This window comes from Pseudomonas sp. B15(2017), from assembly GCF_002113215.1.
Classification (GTDB): domain Bacteria; phylum Pseudomonadota; class Gammaproteobacteria; order Pseudomonadales; family Pseudomonadaceae; genus Aquipseudomonas.
This window is the reverse complement of the sequence record NZ_NEJZ01000018.1, coordinates 109,371-124,416: the sequence shown is the minus strand read 5'-3', so window position 1 is coordinate 124,416 and position 15,046 is coordinate 109,371. Positions and strand designations below refer to the sequence as shown.

The 15,046-nt window shown below is 59.6% G+C and carries 14 protein-coding genes and 1 pseudogene; 7 read left to right on the top strand and 8 right to left on the bottom strand.

The genetic code is table 11. From position 1 onward, the window contains the following. The first annotated feature begins 148 nt into the window (after positions 1 to 148). Entirely contained in the window at positions 149 to 979 is an 831-nt protein-coding gene (locus tag CAF73_RS23880; RefSeq protein ID WP_085698827.1) for an alpha/beta fold hydrolase, read from the top strand. A gap of 37 nt (positions 980 to 1,016) precedes the next feature. Here the strand turns inward: CAF73_RS23880 and CAF73_RS23875 are convergent, their stop codons facing one another. Then, positions 1,017 to 1,409: a GFA family protein gene (locus tag CAF73_RS23875; RefSeq protein WP_085704275.1), complete on the bottom strand. Its 393-nt coding sequence runs from the start codon at positions 1,407 to 1,409 to the stop codon at positions 1,017 to 1,019. Between the two features lie 109 nt (positions 1,410 to 1,518). Here CAF73_RS23875 and CAF73_RS23870 point away from each other — a divergent pair, with 109 nt between their 5' ends. Beyond that, positions 1,519 to 2,667: a GGDEF domain-containing protein gene (locus CAF73_RS23870; RefSeq protein WP_085704273.1), complete on the top strand. Its 1,149-nt coding sequence runs from the start codon at positions 1,519 to 1,521 to the stop codon at positions 2,665 to 2,667. A 38-nt stretch (positions 2,668 to 2,705) separates the two neighbouring features. Next, the gene (locus tag CAF73_RS23865) at positions 2,706 to 3,377 is read left to right on the top strand and encodes a bifunctional 2-polyprenyl-6-hydroxyphenol methylase/3-demethylubiquinol 3-O-methyltransferase UbiG (protein ID WP_085704271.1); all 672 of its coding nucleotides are present in this window, start codon (positions 2,706 to 2,708) and stop codon (positions 3,375 to 3,377) included. 16 nt (positions 3,378 to 3,393) lie between these two features. Here CAF73_RS23865 and CAF73_RS30280 read toward each other — a convergent pair whose 3' ends face one another. The 3 genes and pseudogenes from CAF73_RS30280 to CAF73_RS23855 form a co-directional block, all read right to left on the bottom strand. After that, positions 3,394 to 3,543 carry a hypothetical protein gene (locus CAF73_RS30280; protein WP_170929737.1) on the bottom strand — a complete coding sequence of 50 codons (150 nt, stop codon included), beginning with the start codon at positions 3,541 to 3,543 and terminating at the stop codon, positions 3,394 to 3,396. Continuing rightward, positions 3,533 to 3,838 (bottom strand): annotated as a pseudogene (locus CAF73_RS23860) (NnrS family protein); the annotation flags it as partial. The gene CAF73_RS30280 and the pseudogene CAF73_RS23860, both read right to left, overlap by 11 nt. A gap of 1 nt (position 3,839) precedes the next feature. Beyond that, positions 3,840 to 4,088, bottom strand: a complete 249-nt coding sequence (locus CAF73_RS23855) for a transmembrane sensor/regulator PpyR (RefSeq protein ID WP_085698819.1) — start codon at positions 4,086 to 4,088, stop codon at positions 3,840 to 3,842. Positions 4,089 to 4,350: 262 nt separating this feature from the next. On the opposite strand from CAF73_RS23855, the gene CAF73_RS23850 reads away from it, so the two are divergent. Together CAF73_RS23850 and CAF73_RS23845 are read left to right on the top strand one after the other, a co-directional pair. After that, positions 4,351 to 4,854, top strand: coding sequence for a VOC family protein (locus CAF73_RS23850; protein WP_085704269.1), 504 nt, complete (start codon positions 4,351 to 4,353; stop codon positions 4,852 to 4,854). 35 nt (positions 4,855 to 4,889) lie between these two features. Next, a complete protein-coding gene (locus CAF73_RS23845; RefSeq protein WP_085704267.1) occupies positions 4,890 to 5,720 on the top strand; it encodes an AraC family transcriptional regulator in 831 nt (276 codons plus the stop codon). Positions 5,721 to 5,761: 41 nt separating this feature from the next. Here the strand turns inward: CAF73_RS23845 and CAF73_RS23840 are convergent, their stop codons facing one another. Further along, positions 5,762 to 6,133, bottom strand: coding sequence for a DUF6124 family protein (locus CAF73_RS23840; RefSeq protein WP_085704265.1), 372 nt, complete (start codon positions 6,131 to 6,133; stop codon positions 5,762 to 5,764). Between the two features lie 749 nt (positions 6,134 to 6,882). On the opposite strand from CAF73_RS23840, the gene CAF73_RS23835 reads away from it, so the two are divergent. After that, positions 6,883 to 10,539 (top strand): hypothetical protein, encoded by a 3,657-nt coding sequence (locus CAF73_RS23835; RefSeq protein WP_085704263.1) that lies wholly within the window; start codon positions 6,883 to 6,885, stop codon positions 10,537 to 10,539. 57 nt (positions 10,540 to 10,596) lie between these two features. On the opposite strand, the gene CAF73_RS23830 is transcribed toward CAF73_RS23835, so the two are convergent. Next, on the bottom strand, positions 10,597 to 11,184 hold the full coding sequence (locus tag CAF73_RS23830; RefSeq protein WP_085704261.1) for a LysE family translocator: 588 nt from the start codon (positions 11,182 to 11,184) through the stop codon (positions 10,597 to 10,599). A 143-nt stretch (positions 11,185 to 11,327) separates the two neighbouring features. On the opposite strand from CAF73_RS23830, the gene CAF73_RS23825 reads away from it, so the two are divergent. Continuing rightward, positions 11,328 to 12,092, top strand: a complete 765-nt coding sequence (locus CAF73_RS23825; RefSeq protein ID WP_085704259.1) for a type 1 glutamine amidotransferase domain-containing protein — start codon at positions 11,328 to 11,330, stop codon at positions 12,090 to 12,092. Here CAF73_RS23825 and CAF73_RS23820 read toward each other — a convergent pair whose 3' ends face one another. Then, on the bottom strand, positions 12,093 to 14,330 hold the full coding sequence (locus CAF73_RS23820) for an ATP-binding protein (protein WP_085698806.1): 2,238 nt from the start codon (positions 14,328 to 14,330) through the stop codon (positions 12,093 to 12,095). Then, positions 14,327 to 14,932, bottom strand: coding sequence for a biliverdin-producing heme oxygenase (locus CAF73_RS23815; protein ID WP_085704257.1), 606 nt, complete (start codon positions 14,930 to 14,932; stop codon positions 14,327 to 14,329). The genes CAF73_RS23820 and CAF73_RS23815 overlap by 4 nt, the downstream gene beginning before the upstream one ends. Positions 14,933 to 15,046 lie beyond the last annotated feature (114 nt).

The window sequence follows — 15,046 nt, the reverse complement described above, 5'->3', positions numbered from 1 at the left end:
AAGCGCACAACGCCTATGACCCACCATTCACTCCAGCAATGACCGTTCGGAACTTGCTTGACCTTGAAGTGCACTTCAATCCTAGAGTTGATAACGCTTGTCATCACTCCCTTCGGGGTCACGTTCCGCATTTCCAGGAGTCGCAAACATGGGATTTGTCACAACGAAAGACGGCGTCGAAATCTTCTACAAGGACTGGGGCCCGAAAGACGCTCCGGTAATCCACTTCCACCACGGCTGGCCGCTGAGCGCGGATGACTGGGATGCGCAGATGCTGTTCTTCCTTGCTCAGGGCTTCCGGGTCGTGGCCCATGATCGACGGGGCCACGGGCGTTCGAGCCAGGTCTGGGACGGCCACGACATGGATCATTACGCCGACGACGTGGCGGCGGTGGTCAACCATCTGGGGACGCAGAAAGCCGTGCACGTCGGCCACTCCACCGGTGGTGGCGAAGTCATTCATTACATCGCCCGGCATGGCGAGGATCGGGTATCCAAAGCCGCGATCATCAGTGCCGTGCCGCCGCTGATGGTGAAAACCGAGAGCAATCCCGGCGGCTTGCCGAAGTCGGTATTCGACGATCTTCAGGCGCAACTGGCAGCCAATCGCTCGCAGTTCTACCACGACGTGCCGGCCGGCCCGTTCTATGGCTACAACCGGCCCGGGGCCAAGGCTTCGGAAGCGGTGGTTCTCAACTGGTGGCGTCAGGGCATGATGGGCGGCGCCAAGGCTCACTACGACGGTATCGTCGCGTTCTCGCAGACCGACTTCACCGAAGACCTGAAAGGCATCTCGATCCCGGTGCTGGTGATGCACGGCGATGACGACCAGATCGTGCCGTACGAAAACGCCGGCGTACTCTCGGCGAAGCTGCTGAAGAACAGCACGCTGAAGATCTACCCGGGCTTCCCCCACGGCATGCCGACCACCGAGGCGCCGACGATCAACGCGGATCTGCTGGCCTTTATTCGCGGCTGATTTTATTGGCCGGGGTCAGGCGCCATACCTGCCCCGGCTACTCTTCGGTTCTCCCCGCCCCCTCGCGATTACCCACATAGTGTCTGGCCAATGGAAACGCCGGCAGCCACGACTCGCGACGCACCGTCCAGAGTTCATAAGTCGGCTGCAACTGATCGGGCGCATCCAGCGCACCCAGACTGACCTCGATTTCATCACCACTGCGCCCGAACACCGACGACCCGCAGCGCGGACAGAAAAACCGCCCGGCGTAGTCGCGGGTTTCTCCCGTGATGGTCACCGCCTCCGCCGGAAAGATCGCCGCCGACGCAAACAGCGCACCATGATGTTTGCGGCAATCCAGACAATGGCAAACGCCAACCCGCCAGGGTCGGCCCGTCGTTTCGATCCGCACCGCGCCGCACAGACAACCGCCGGTCACTCGGTCCATGGGACACCTCGTCTGAAAATGGAATATCCGGTGAGTGAAAATAGCAGCGCACTGGGGGAACGCTTACAATCGTGGCCCATTACCACCATTCAGACAGACCACTCCCTTCATGGCGCTCGACCCCCTTACGATGTTGACCATTTCCACCGCCCTGGCCGCGGCGGCCGCCCTGTATCTGGCGGTCGAATGGCGCAGCATCCGCGAACCCTCCCTGCTGTTCTGGAGCGCCGGTTTCGCCACCATCACCGTCGGCTCGAGCCTGGCCCTGTTGCGCGCCAACGGTTATCCGCTGATCGGCATCTGGTTCGCCAACGGCTTGCTGGTGGTCGCGCACTGGCTGTTTCTGCTGGGGGTCGCGCGGTTTACCCAGCGCCGGTTGTCGCGAGCCTGGTACTTGATGTTCCTGCTGTGGCTGGCGTTGCTGCTGTTACCTGAAAGTCCATCGTGGTCAAAGATCATGCTGATGGCCAACTCGCTGCTGGTGGCCGCGTTGATGCTGCGGGCCAGCCTGTTACTGCGCCCGCATGGCAGTTCGCTGAGCGTCGGCGCGGTGCAATTGCGTTATGTGCTGCTGATCCACGGCACGTTCTATTTCACCAAGGCGATCATCGCGGTAATTCCCGGCACGCTGATCGATCTGGCGTCGCTGCGCGGCGAGATCATTCAGATTTCCCTGGTCGAGGGCGCGATGGCGATCATGCTGATCGCGCTGTCGATGACCGGCACCGAGCGCTATCGTCGGGAAAAACAGATCGCCGAACTGGCCGCCCGGGATCCGCTGACCGCGCTGTACAACCGTCGCGCCCTGGAAGTCCGTGCACCGCGCCTGCTCGATGAAGTCTCCAACACCCGCCCCGGCGCCCTGCTGCTGATCGACATCGACAACTTCAAACTGATCAACGACCTGTATGGCCATACCGCCGGCGACCGGTTGCTCATTGCCCTCAGCGAAATGATCCGCGCGGTGCTGCCCAAAGGCGCGCTGGCGGCACGGCTGGGCGGTGACGAATTCGTGATGCTGCTGGGCGATGTATCCCACGCACAGATCATGCTGCTGGACAGTGCGCTGCGTGAGCAGTTTCAGCAGATGACGACCCAGACCTACACCACCCCGCAGGCCGTCACCCTGAGCATCGGCGCCAAGGTGTTCGATCAGCCGCCGGCCAGCCTCGCAGCGTTGATCGAGCAAGGTGACAGCGCGCTCTACGAATCCAAGCGCGCCGGGCGCAACCGCATTCAACTGGTCGACTACACCTGACCTATCCTTGCCTGCATCCCGCGATCCCGGAGTTTGTCATGTCCTCGCCTGAATCCACCCTCCTCCAGAGCTGGCACCACAACGCCCGGGCCTGGACCGAAGCCGTGCGCAGCGGCGCCATCGAGAGTCGCCGGCAAGTGACCGATCAGGCCGTTCTGCTGGCGGTGATGGGACGCCAGCCCGAGCGCGTGCTCGATCTGGGATGCGGCGAAGGCTGGCTGTTGCGGGCGCTGGTCGAGCGAGGATTAGAGGCGGTCGGCGTGGACGGTGATGCGACACTGGTCGAGGCTGCGCAGTTGGCCGGTTCATCGCCCGTGCATGTCGCCAGTTACGAAGATCTGGTTGAGGCGAAAGTCGAGATTGGCCGCGACTACGACCTGATCTGCGCCAACTTTTCCCTGCTGCATCAGGACATCATCCCGCTGCTCGCGGCGATGAATGGCCTGCTCGCGCCGGGCGGTGCGCTGGTGATCCAGACGCTGCATCCATGGTCGGTGGCCGCCGGTGATTATCAGGATGGCTGGCGGGAAGAAACCTTCGACGGGTTTCAGGGCGAGTGGTCGCCGATGCCGTGGTATTTCCGCACCTTGTCCAGTTGGCTGAATGCGCTGGACATGGCCGGCCTGCAATTGACCGACCTGCGCGAGCCGCAGCATCCGCAAAGCCCGGTGCCGCAGTCATTGCTGATGATTGCCGAGCGTCGCGGGTAAAACGCTAGAGCCTTGGCTAGAGCAGGATCCCGGTGTAATGCCGTAAAAACAGCCCGAACCCCGCGCCCCAGAGCACCACGGACAAGCCGAGGCCAAGGCTGGAAAACGGCACCACCAACACCCGGCAACCCGCCGCGATCAACACCAGTGCAAACCCAAGCACCACGCCCGAGCAGCCAGACCGACACCAACGCGATCAAGGCCCCGCCGCGTACGCCGGGAATGCCGGTCCAGTTGGGCACCGCAGTCAACAGGAATCCGCCAACAATTGCCGCCGCAAAACCAAACGGCATTTCATGCCGATGCCAGGCGAGCATGCCGCCCGTCGGTTGCAGATCGAACCAATGGCCGCAAAGCCACAGACCCCAGATCAGCACCGCCAGAGCGGCGAATCCGGCCCCGGCCAGAAACAGCGGCCGAAAGCCAAAGCTGAACACTGGCGCCGCCGCGAGTCTGCGCATCTCAGGCCACCGCCAGTGCGGGTGACTGGCCCAACCGATACTGCGACAGCAGGCGCATCACATAGCCAATCTTGATCAACGTCGGGCCGACGATGGTCATCGCATGCATCGCCACCAGCAACGCAATGGGCATGTGGCCCTGATACAGATAAGCGCCGTAGATTCCCGCCAGCAACATGACCAGACCGGCGACGAGCACTTTGCTCGACAGGTGCAGAACGTTCAGCGGATTCTCGAAGAAAGCGAACATGTTTTCGTACTCCTGAGCGGATCGGTTTGTACGCAAGACACTTCAACTTGCGTGCCAGATTATTCGCCCAGCAATATCAATCAGTTGCGCGAACACGAGTCAATTTGACACAGACGAAAATAGTCGTTTTGACAAACAACAAGGTCAATACGACTGCATCCCGTCCTCCTTGCATCCAACCATCGATCCGGGGCACCGCCAGCCGAGCACAGACTGGCTACGCTATTAATCCAGCGTGTCCAACCTGCCGAGGAAGACTGCCATGCAACGCTTTCAAAAACTCACGCCCTGCCTGTGGTTCGACGATCAGGCCGAAGCGGCGGCGAAGTTTTACTGCTCGATCTTCGACCACTCGAAAATCACCGCCGTCACCCACTACGGCAAGGCCGGCCAGGAGTTTCACGGCCGCCCGGAAGGCTCGGTGATGACCGTCAGTTTCGAACTCGACGGCCAGACCTTCACCGGGCTCAATGGCGGGCCGATGTTCAAGTTCAATGAAGCGATTTCGTTTCAAGTCAATTGCCAGAATCAGGAAGAAGTCGACCATTTCTGGGGCAACCTCAGCGCCGGCGGGCCGGTGGAAGCGCAACAGTGCGGCTGGCTCAAGGACAAGTTCGGCGTGTCGTGGCAGATCGTGCCGGTAGCGTTGACGCACATGATGACCGATCCCGACCAGACCAAGGCGCAACGGGCGATGCAGGCCATGCTCGGAATGAAAAAACTCGACATCGCCGAACTGGAACGAGCCTTCGCCGGCCAGAGCTAATACACTCGGGCACTGGTCTGCCGAGAACCCCAACAATGAAAGCTGCCACCAAGAACCCCGAAAAAGCCCCGCGCTTCTGGCGCGACGACGCCCTGCCCTTTATCGAAGCGCGGGCCATCGCCGACGGGCGTGAGGTCTGCTATTCACGGCACTCCCACGCGCACTTTTCCATCGGCGCGATCACCGCCGGGCGCAGCACTTACGTGCATGAGCAATCCTCGTTCGAAGTGGCGGCCGGCACCGTGGTGCTGATGAATCCGGGGGACGTGCACGCCTGCAACCCGATCGACGATCAGCCGTGGTCGTATTTGATGCTGTATGTGGAAACGCCGTGGCTGACGGATCTGCAGCATCAGCTGGGCTTCAGTGGGGAACTTGAGTTTCGGCGGTTTTCCGATACCCATTTGAATGACGCCCGCCTGTTTCGCGACTTGAACGGGTTGTACGCCGTGTTGGTCGACGAACAGCAAGACGTGCTGCGCAAACAGAGTGCAGCGGTGGAGTTTTTCAGCGACCTGCAACTGTGTCTGAACCCTATCGAGCCACCGTTGCGAGAACCGAATTTCAAACTTGAACGCGCCGCCGACTTCATTCGCCAGCACTGCACCGATCTGCTCAGCCTTGACGACATTTGCGTCGCCGCCGAACTCTCGCCGTCTTATCTGATCCGCGCCTTCAAACAGCACTTCGGCATGACGCCTCATGCGTTTTTGGTCAACCAGCGCATTCAGTTTGCGCGTGAGTGTCTGCGTCGCGGGCAGTTGATTGCGGATGTGGCGCTGGAGGCCGGGTTTGCCGATCAGGCGCACTTTCAGCGGGCGTTCAAACAGCATCTGGCGGCGACGCCGGGGCAGTATCGGGGATAACAACAAAAACGGCCCGCAATGGGCCGTTTCGGTTTCAGCACTCAGGCACGCGGCTCAGCCGCCACATCCAGATTATCCAGCACCCGATTCACCGCCAGTTCCGCCAGCATGATCAGTTGCCCGATGCCCAACAGCACATGCCGCTGCGGCGCCTCGATCATCCCCGCGAAATCGCTGGCCATGGTTTTGGCCGAGGTCAGGGTTTCGCAGGCATCGGCCAATAGTTCTTCGTTCGGGATGCCGGGGGCGATGAGGTAGCGGGTATTGGGTTTGAGGAGTGGTTTTCGGGGGAGCAGCGGATTGAGGTAATGATCGAGGGCGCGGTCGGCGGCTTCGTGGAATTTCTTGGAGTCGAGGGTTTCGTAGGGCGAGGTCGGGTCGGTTTCAGGCGGGTTTGGCGTTGGTTTGATCATGGTAAAACTCCTTGATTAATGGAGCTGCCAGGGTTCGCTGCGAAACGAAGAAAGGTGGCAGCTGTACGCGGGTTCGCAGACCGGGAATCAAGGAACCCGGCATACCCGAAGGTATCCCGCGCACAACCGCCATTACGCGATCAGCCAAATCAAGCTGAACGGAAACGGCGCGCTGGGCGCCTTGATTGATCCGGGCTGCGAAACCCGATCGCTGATTCGTCAGCGACCGACCCACAATAGAACCCGACCCCAAGGCCCACAAGCCGGCGGATTCTGGCGGATGCGTAGGCAAAGGCGCAAGGTTGCGTGGCTTTACGGACATAAACTTAAACACTCTTCAACGATGGTTTCCGAAAGCCCGGAAACGACAAAACCCGCGCTCCCCGTTGCAAGGAGCTGCGGGTTTACATAGTGGGACTGGTAAATAAATGCGTCCCCTTTTTCCCCTCTTTTTCCCCTCTTTTTCCTCCTTTTTCTCTCCTTTTTCTCTACTCAACTGTTTTGCCCAGCTGCCTTCCTGACTCTACACACCCGGAAAAATATACATATTTATCGCCCCCAACATCCCAGGCCTTTTAAATCAACCTTCCCCTCCAATCCGGACACCGTAAAGAAATACCTGGAACAGCAATCCCCACTAACTTTACGTTTTGTCGCCGTACTCTAAAAAGCCACTTTCACAAACACGACAATCAGAAAACGATCATCTATTTCTGTTTATTTCACTATTAGAGAATGGATTCCGAATCATGAAACCAACAGACAACTACGCTTACGATTCCACAGACTCACTTCAGAAAAATAACGTAACCCAGACCATTACAAACTTTATCAGCGATGAATACGCCGCTGAACGCCTCGACTGGAAATGCAACGAAATCCTGGTTACGTGTATAGAAAACAGCGCACTCGACCGAGTTCATCGCAACGGTAAAGTGTCGCTTTCCATACTTCTGCGCCACGAGGATTTTCACTTTGTCCGCGCTCGGCGCCAGATTCCGGACAACGCGGTTTTTCTGCTGGACGAGCATGGACGTCTCTACTTCAGTTACCGCAACATGGTCGCCAGCAACGACCGGCCCGCTACCCCCTTTGTTTCTCCCCGGGATATCACCGCGGATGTCGCAGGCCTGACGAGCTTCGGCGACAGCCTGAAACTTCTGGCCAAGGTCGCCGAATCCAGTGGCGGCTGGATCGCTACGGGAGGCGAAGTGACCGTCGGCCAGTGGCTGCAATTCAACGGGCTGCAAGTGCCGGATACCGAACAAGACACCCGCAACTTGCTCGATCTGTTGAACTTCTCGACATTGCCTGAGCCTCCGAAGTTCGGAAACTATTGGCAACTTCTGGACGCGCCCGACGAGTCGCCGTTCAAACTTGTGGGAAACAAGCGGGTCATGATTCTTGATCTGACACAAAGTTGCAGGCAGGGTTCTGAAGCCATCATCAATGGCCTCGGCAGACGTGTGCTGATTGAAAGCGTACCGGGCGACGGCGCTACAACCAGCACGGACTATCGCCTGCAGCAAGTGCTCGAAAGTGCGGCGTCCCGGCACGGGCAATATTACTTGTCGAAATTGGGCTGGCTTGATGAACCAGCAGCAACAAACCAAACGACTGAGCTGGCAGAACAACTGGCGGCTGCCGTGATCTTGCTGGACCTCGACCCGGGGCTCAATATCGCCAATACCCACTTCGCCGGCTTCGATCTGTATTCAAAAAGCTACTTCAAACAGCACCCCTCCCGGATTCGGGTCGACCTGGAAGCGCATCTGATCAAGAACCTGCACGTCGCCCCCCCACTCGCGCCGCTGGTGGCACAAATGGTTTTGGCAGGCATGGCCCCCGAGTACCTTTTTCCAGACTGGCCGCCCAGCCTGCAGATGGGAACACCGGCCTGCGTGATCGCTACGCAGGCTATACATCTGGTTGAAGCGCTGGTTCCCGGCGCCAGCCGCAAAATGACCTATCAACATTTGATGGGGTTCAGCCAGTCGACTAAATCACTCGCGCCACTGGCGTCATTGCAGGCCGAGGGATCGGTGGACCCGGTGGTGACCTGGGCCTGGATGAACGGCCTCATCACACGCGATGCGCAAGGCAATCTCAAGCCCGATGACATCGAGCACGCCATACGCGAGTACGACCAGTACGTCGCCATAATGCTGGAAGCCACCGAACGTTTTTCCAGGCCATTTCCTGATCGCAGACAGCTCGCACTGCAAGAACTCAAGTCCCGGGAACCGGAATGCGACCCCGATGAACTGCTGGTCAAACACCGTGGCAGTGGCGGTGGCGCCGGTCGCAAAGTGTCGGTGCTGGATCTCTACATGAGTGACGAACTGCACACCCGGGACTGGGATCGCATCAGAGGCACAAGTATCTACAAATCCTTTGCGAGGCTGCCCGATCTGTTTCCCGTTGCCGAGCTTTACGAAACGGCGACCGCCAGTCATTTCGACGCCGTCCTCGAAGGTCTGACGCGCAACATCCAGATCGCCATTTCACAGCTGTTTCCGGAAGATGCAGCGTCTATTGAAGATGGAGCGATCGGTATCTATTGCGTTCAGCAGATGAACTACAAACCGGCGAGAGTCACCGGTCGTTATGGCTTCAGCCCTGCCACTTACATCCCGGGAGAAACCGGCCGTTATGGCGTCATTCTCTGTGTACAGCATGGCTACGCCATCAAGTGTTTTGAGCTGTTTCCTCTGCGGATGGAGTGTCGGCACAACCCTGATCTGGAAACACTCTTCAATCCGCTGGTTTCCGGAAGCGTCTTCCAGCTCGACACTCGATTCACCGATCAGAAGCAACTCGAAAGAGCCCCCGTTGATCTACAGGCCTACCTGCAAAACGTCACCCCCAGGGCCAACGTCAAATCCAGAATCCAGGTGCGCAAGATTGGTGCGTTTGAAGCCCCCGACCCGTATAAAAACCGGGACGATCAAACACCCCTGTACCGATCCGCACGCGTGAAAGACCTGGGTTCACTGATCGCCAGAAAAAATCCGTATATCACCGAGCAGGAAATCCACCAACTGGGTCTGCAACAAACGGTACGGGAGAAGGCGATCGAGAAGACCGAGGCCATCTTCAACATGATTCTTAACCTGATCATCCCCTTCAAGAGCTGCGTCGAAGGACTGACGTCAGGGGATCCGAAGAAACAGGGTGGTGCAATTTTCGACTGCATTGTCGATGCCGCCGTTCTCGCAATGACCCTCTTCGCTGCGCCAGCGGCAATCGCTGCCGCCGCCAGTAAAGCCGCGAGCATCGCCGGCAAACTACTGTCGGCTTCGCGGGTTCTGGCCAGCACGGCCCTCAGTCTGTTCAACCCGTTATCCGGTTTGCCGCAACTGCTTAAGGTCGGTGGCAAACTGCTCGGCCGAGGTGTTGCGAAATTGAGCGGAAGTGCCCGCTCACTTGCGCACCAGGCGAAACAGCAACTGAGATACCTGACCGGCGCCAACAGTTATGACCTGCTCAAAGTCATTGATCACAGCGGCTCGGCAGCGCACGCGCGGATGTCGCTGGACACGGTTTCTCATGCTCGGGCACTGCTCAAAAGCGATGCCATCGAAACGGTACAACACGTCGTTACGCGTTTGAGCGACAAGAATTTCAAGCTGCCCAAAGGGGCAACTGAAACAGAATGGCGCCACCTCGCGAACAACGCCGTGAAGGAATCCGCTTACCAGTCGAAACAGGCAGGCGATCTGGAGTCGCTGATCGGTCGAGGGGCTTTGGAAGAACTGACAGAAGCATTCATCAAGGGCCACCCCGTCCAGCTCAACGATGCGCGCAGCACGGTGCAGGGTTACACCGAAACACTGGCTGTCCTCTACGAACTCGAGAGCAGAAAAGCCCGATACATGAAGGGCTATCAGCAAGACATTCTGAAACTGGATCTGGGCAAATCGCCGTACAACGACGTGATGCCGGAAGCGAGCTTCAATCCCCTTGGCTATACCGATCCTTCACAACGAGCCACCGCGTGGATGTTGAACGGCTCGAGCTCCAGTGGTAACGACTTCGACAATGTCCTTGGGGTATTGCGCGATTACACCGCGAACAAGGCCCCCCTGAACGACCCGAACGTGATCAGGGAGGTTCATCGAAAACTGGTACCGGAAGCTTTCGGCAAAGTGCGCGATGCCGGTGCCCCTACCAAATACGGCAGCAGCCCTACCGGATTCGCGCTGCTCGAACAACATCTGAAAACCCTGGACCCAAGCCATCCGCACTTTGATAAACAGGTATTGGGCGCGGTAGTCGGCTTTCAGGGCTTCGGTGACGGCAACGGTCGTACGGCCAGCGCGCTGTATTCGATCAGCCAACTGCGAAATAACCGATTTACGGCCATGCCGCCCCACGTCTTCCGGGAACTCAATGGCATTTTCTGACGATGCCTGATTGATCTGACTACAAGCTGATCCGTACTCCACTTGCCGGAGTACGGATCAGGGCAGCAGCAAATACCCCGCACTTACAGCCAACAGCAACGCCATCACCCGGTTGAACAAGCGCATCCCCGCCGGGTTGTGCAGATAGCCGCGCAAAAACGTCCCGGCGTACACCCAGCAACCCACCGACAGATAGCAGATCACCAGATACACCGCCGCAAACTGCCACACCAGCCGCGCCTCGCCATCGGCGACAAACGCGCCCATCCCCGCCACGCAGGCCAGCCAGGCCTTGGGATTGAGCCATTGCATCACTGCGCCGTAGAGCATCGATGGTGCTCTGCCTGATTCCCCGGCATTCAACTGTCCGTCATCGGTGGCCAGTTTCCAGGCCATGAACAGCAGAAACGCCACCCCGGCCAGTTGCACCACGCGGGTCAGCGACGGCCACAGCGCAAGCACTTCATGCAGCCCAAGCCCCATCAACACCAGCAACAGCACAAACCCCAGCGTCGCTCCGGCTACATGCCGTTGACTGGCACGAAAGCCAAACTGCGCCCCCGAGCTCAACGCCACGATATTCACCGGCCCCGGAGTAATGGACGCGGCCAGGGCAAACGCCGCCATCGACACAATCAGACTCATCGCACACCTGCTTCAAATCGGGGAACAAGGCGCTCACGGTAGCCGGCGCACAGCAGGCGGTATTGAAGGAAATTACCCCCCGCTCGCGCAGACCCACTACGCTCTGGCTATGCGATTACTCACGACCTGGAAGTCTGTCCTCGATGATTCTGATTCTGTTGCCCTGCGCCGATTACGACCCCACCGAAAGCAGCGTGCCCTGGCAGGCGATGCGTGATGCAGGCATTGAGGTGCGTTTTGCCACGCCCCAAGGCTTGCCTGCCCACGCCGACCCACGGTTGGTGGATATCGGCTTTGGCCCGTTGAGTTCGCTGCTGATGACGCGCAAGGCCGATCTGGACAGTTACGCGAAAATGATCGAATCCGAAGCGTTCAGGCAGCCGCTGGCGTATGCCGATGTCGACACGAGCCGGTTCGATGGTCTGCTGATTCCCGGCGGACATGCCAAAGGGATGCGCACACTGCTGGAATCCAAACAGGCCCAGCAAATCACACTGCAATTTTTCAAAGCCGAAAAACCCGTGGCGGCGGTGTGTCATGGCGTGCTGTTGCTGGCGCGCACGCTCGACCCCGATACCGGGCGTTCGGTGTTGTTCGGGCGCAAGGTCACGGCGTTGCTCGCGGCAACCATGGAGTTGCCGGCGTGGCTGATGACCGCTGCCTGGCTGGGGCGCTACTACCGCACCTACAAGCAGACCGTCGAAGCGGAAGTGAAAACAGCGCTGGCCAGCAAATCCGACTTTATACGCGGGCCGCTGGTCGCCAAACGAGATTGCGCGCAGGCACCACAAACGGGATTTGTGGTGCGCGACGGGCAACTGCTGACGGCGCGCTGGCCCGGCGATTGCCATCGATTCGCCGCCGAGTGGGTGGCCATGTTGCAGGCCCCCAAACGCCGATCCGCTTGATTAGTCCAGACGCGGCACGGTGAAACGGAACTCACTGCCCTGCCCCGGCTCGCTCTCGGCAACAATCTGCCCGCCATGGGCCTCGACGATGCCCTGCGTGATGTACAGCCCCAGCCCGGTGCCGGTCGGATTGCCTTCCTTTACCGTCCAGTAACGGTCGAACACGTGCGGCAAGTGATCCTTGGGGATGCCTTCGCCGCTGTCGCGTACCGTGAAGACGATGTCGTCGCCGACCGATTTGGCATATACATCGACGGTGCCCAGGCGCGGGGTGAATTTGATCGCGTTGCCGACCAGATTCGACAACACCTGAAACAGCCGCTCGGGGTCGGCATGAATGCTCAGGTCGGGATCAGCCTCGAACGAGATGCTGATGTCTTTGTCCAGCGCCAGCGGCGCAAGCAGTGATTGAGCCTCTTCAAACATCTGCGCGACATCGAGTTTCTGCGGCGCGATGGTGTAGCGCCCGGCGTCGATTTTCGAGGTGTCGAGCAAGTCTTCCAGCAGCGTGTTCATGCGCCCGGCGGCTTGCTGCATGGTGTCGATCGCGGTCGAGATGCGCCGCGAAGTATGCGGCCCGTCGGAGCTGAAGGCCTTTTGCATCATGCCGCACAGCATCGAAATGACCGTCATCGGGTTGCGCAGATCGTGGGACACCACCGCCACCAGCTCGTCGCGCGCACGCACCGCCTCCTGCTCGCGGCACACCTGGCGGGCCAGGTCGTTTTCCAGTGCCGAGCGACGCAGGTCGTTGGCCGCAAACAAATCGCCATGGCTCCACTTGGTGGAGATTCCGGCCATCTCGACCTTCCAGATTTCGAACGAGGTACGCGGCCGCAGGCGCAGGCCGGCGTCGGAGTTTTCCAGGTCCAGCGGCTTGCGTGGATCACCGCTCCAGTTGATGTTCTCTTTGACTTCCGGACGGAACCACAGCACGCCGTTGTCCACCGGTTTTGGCAGGCTCATGGCCAGCACGCCGCTGGCGACCTGCTGATAGTGCGCGGCCGGCGGATAGACACTGGCCAGGTGATGACTGGCAAACACCGGCTCGCCGCGCTCCTGCAACCATTTGTGCAGCGCGCGAATCTCTTCCGGCTCCGGGCAATTGCCGTAACGGTGCAATTGCTTGTCTTCGATGATCGCGATGCCGCCGGCATTGGCCAGCGCCATCAGGACCTGCGGCTGGTTGGCCAGGCCATCGAAGACATTTTGTGGCGAGTCGATCATCGCCTGATTGAGCAGCGCTAGCGCTTCGACCTTTTCCTCGCGCTGCCGGCTGACTTCCAGCGCTTCCATCGCACTGATCTGCAACGACAGCACCTGACCGATGGTCTGGCACGCGGTGCGCAACTCGTGCGGCACATGCAGCGGCTGGCGATTGCCGCAACTGATCAGGCCCCAGAGCTTGTCGCCCTTGAGCAGGGAAATGCTCATCGACGACAGCACGCCCATGTTCTTCATGTACTGGCAGTGGATCGGCGACACGCTGCGCAAGGTGGCGAAGCTCAGGTCCAGCGGGGTCTGGGTGTCCGGGCGCAGCTTGGGGACCAGCGGCACTGGTTGGTAATCAGCGTTCGGGATGATCCGCAACCAGTTGGTGCGATACAGCTCCCGAGCCTGCTCGGGGATGTCCGAGGCCGGGAAGAACAACCCGTTGAAAACTTCCATCGACGGATCGGACGCTTCGGCGATGACCTGGCCGTGGCCCTCCTCTTCGAAGCGATAGATCAGCACCCGGTCGTAACCGGTCATGGCCTGGATTTCCTTGACGCTGATGTCGTACAGCGCCTGCAGGCTCTGGGCTTTTTGCAAACGTGCGAGCATCCGCCCCAGGTGGGTTTCAGTACCGGCGACGTTGCGCGGCTGGAAGTTTTCGACGTGGATTTCCAGCTCCAGGATCAGCACATCCTGATGCCGGTGAAGCAAACCTTCGAACGCCGTGCCATTAAGGCGAAAGTGCAGCGGCGGCGCATCGGCCCAGGCCGGTTGCTGCAACGCTTCGCGAACCTGCGCGGCGTGGGCATCACCGATCAGGCTTTGCAATGGCTGGCCGATCAGCTCTTGCGCCGGGCGCGCGAGCAAGGTCTCGACGTTGGCGCTGATCTGGATAATCGAAAGCTCCGGCTCGCTCAGGGTCAGCAGCAGACCGTGCGGCTGGATCGCGCCGGGAAAGCGGATCGGCTCGTCGGCGCAGTTGGCCAGCAACTCTTCAAAGGCTTCTTTGTCTTGCGGGGTCATACCAGAACCTCCTGGCTTTCGAGCCAGCGCTCGAAACAGCTGAATGTCGTGTGGGCAGCCGCTACAACGGCTTCACGCTCGTCGGCGTCCATCGGGCGGCTGCCCAGGTATTCGATGAAGTTGCGCCAGCGTCGGCCGGTGGCAGCGCCGTAGATATCCAGAAACGCCGCGCCGTTGTTCGCGCCCAGATTAAGCCGTGTGGCGATTTCCCGGCGCAGAATCTGACCGCCGAGCGTCGCGCCTTCCAGCACGTACAGCACGCCCAGGCAGGCGGCGGTGGAGTCGATGACGGGCAACTGGCGGCACAGCGAAAAGTCCCCGTCACTTGCGCCCAGCGCGTGCAGATCGCGTTTCAGCGTCGGCGTTTTGAGGCGCGAAACCAGATCGAAATCGGCGGGGAGTTGGCCACTGTCCTGCAATGCGCTTTCCAGTGGCTGGTAGAAGCCGTAATAGGCGCGCATCAGTCGCTCGAAAGCTTGCAGATCAAGGGTGTCGGAGAAAAAAGGAAGGCGTTTTTCCAGCGCAATGTGCAGTTCGGCCGTGCCAGCGCGCAGATCTTGCAACACCGGTGGCACATGAACCTCGCGAGCCTTTGCTTGCATGTAGTCGCTCGTACAGTGGGCCGCCTGCGGCCATGGGGGAATGGAAAAGCTTGGCGTGAAAGCTTACACGGCAATTGTCCTTTCTGACCCATCAGATGGTTTTTTCTGGCAGAT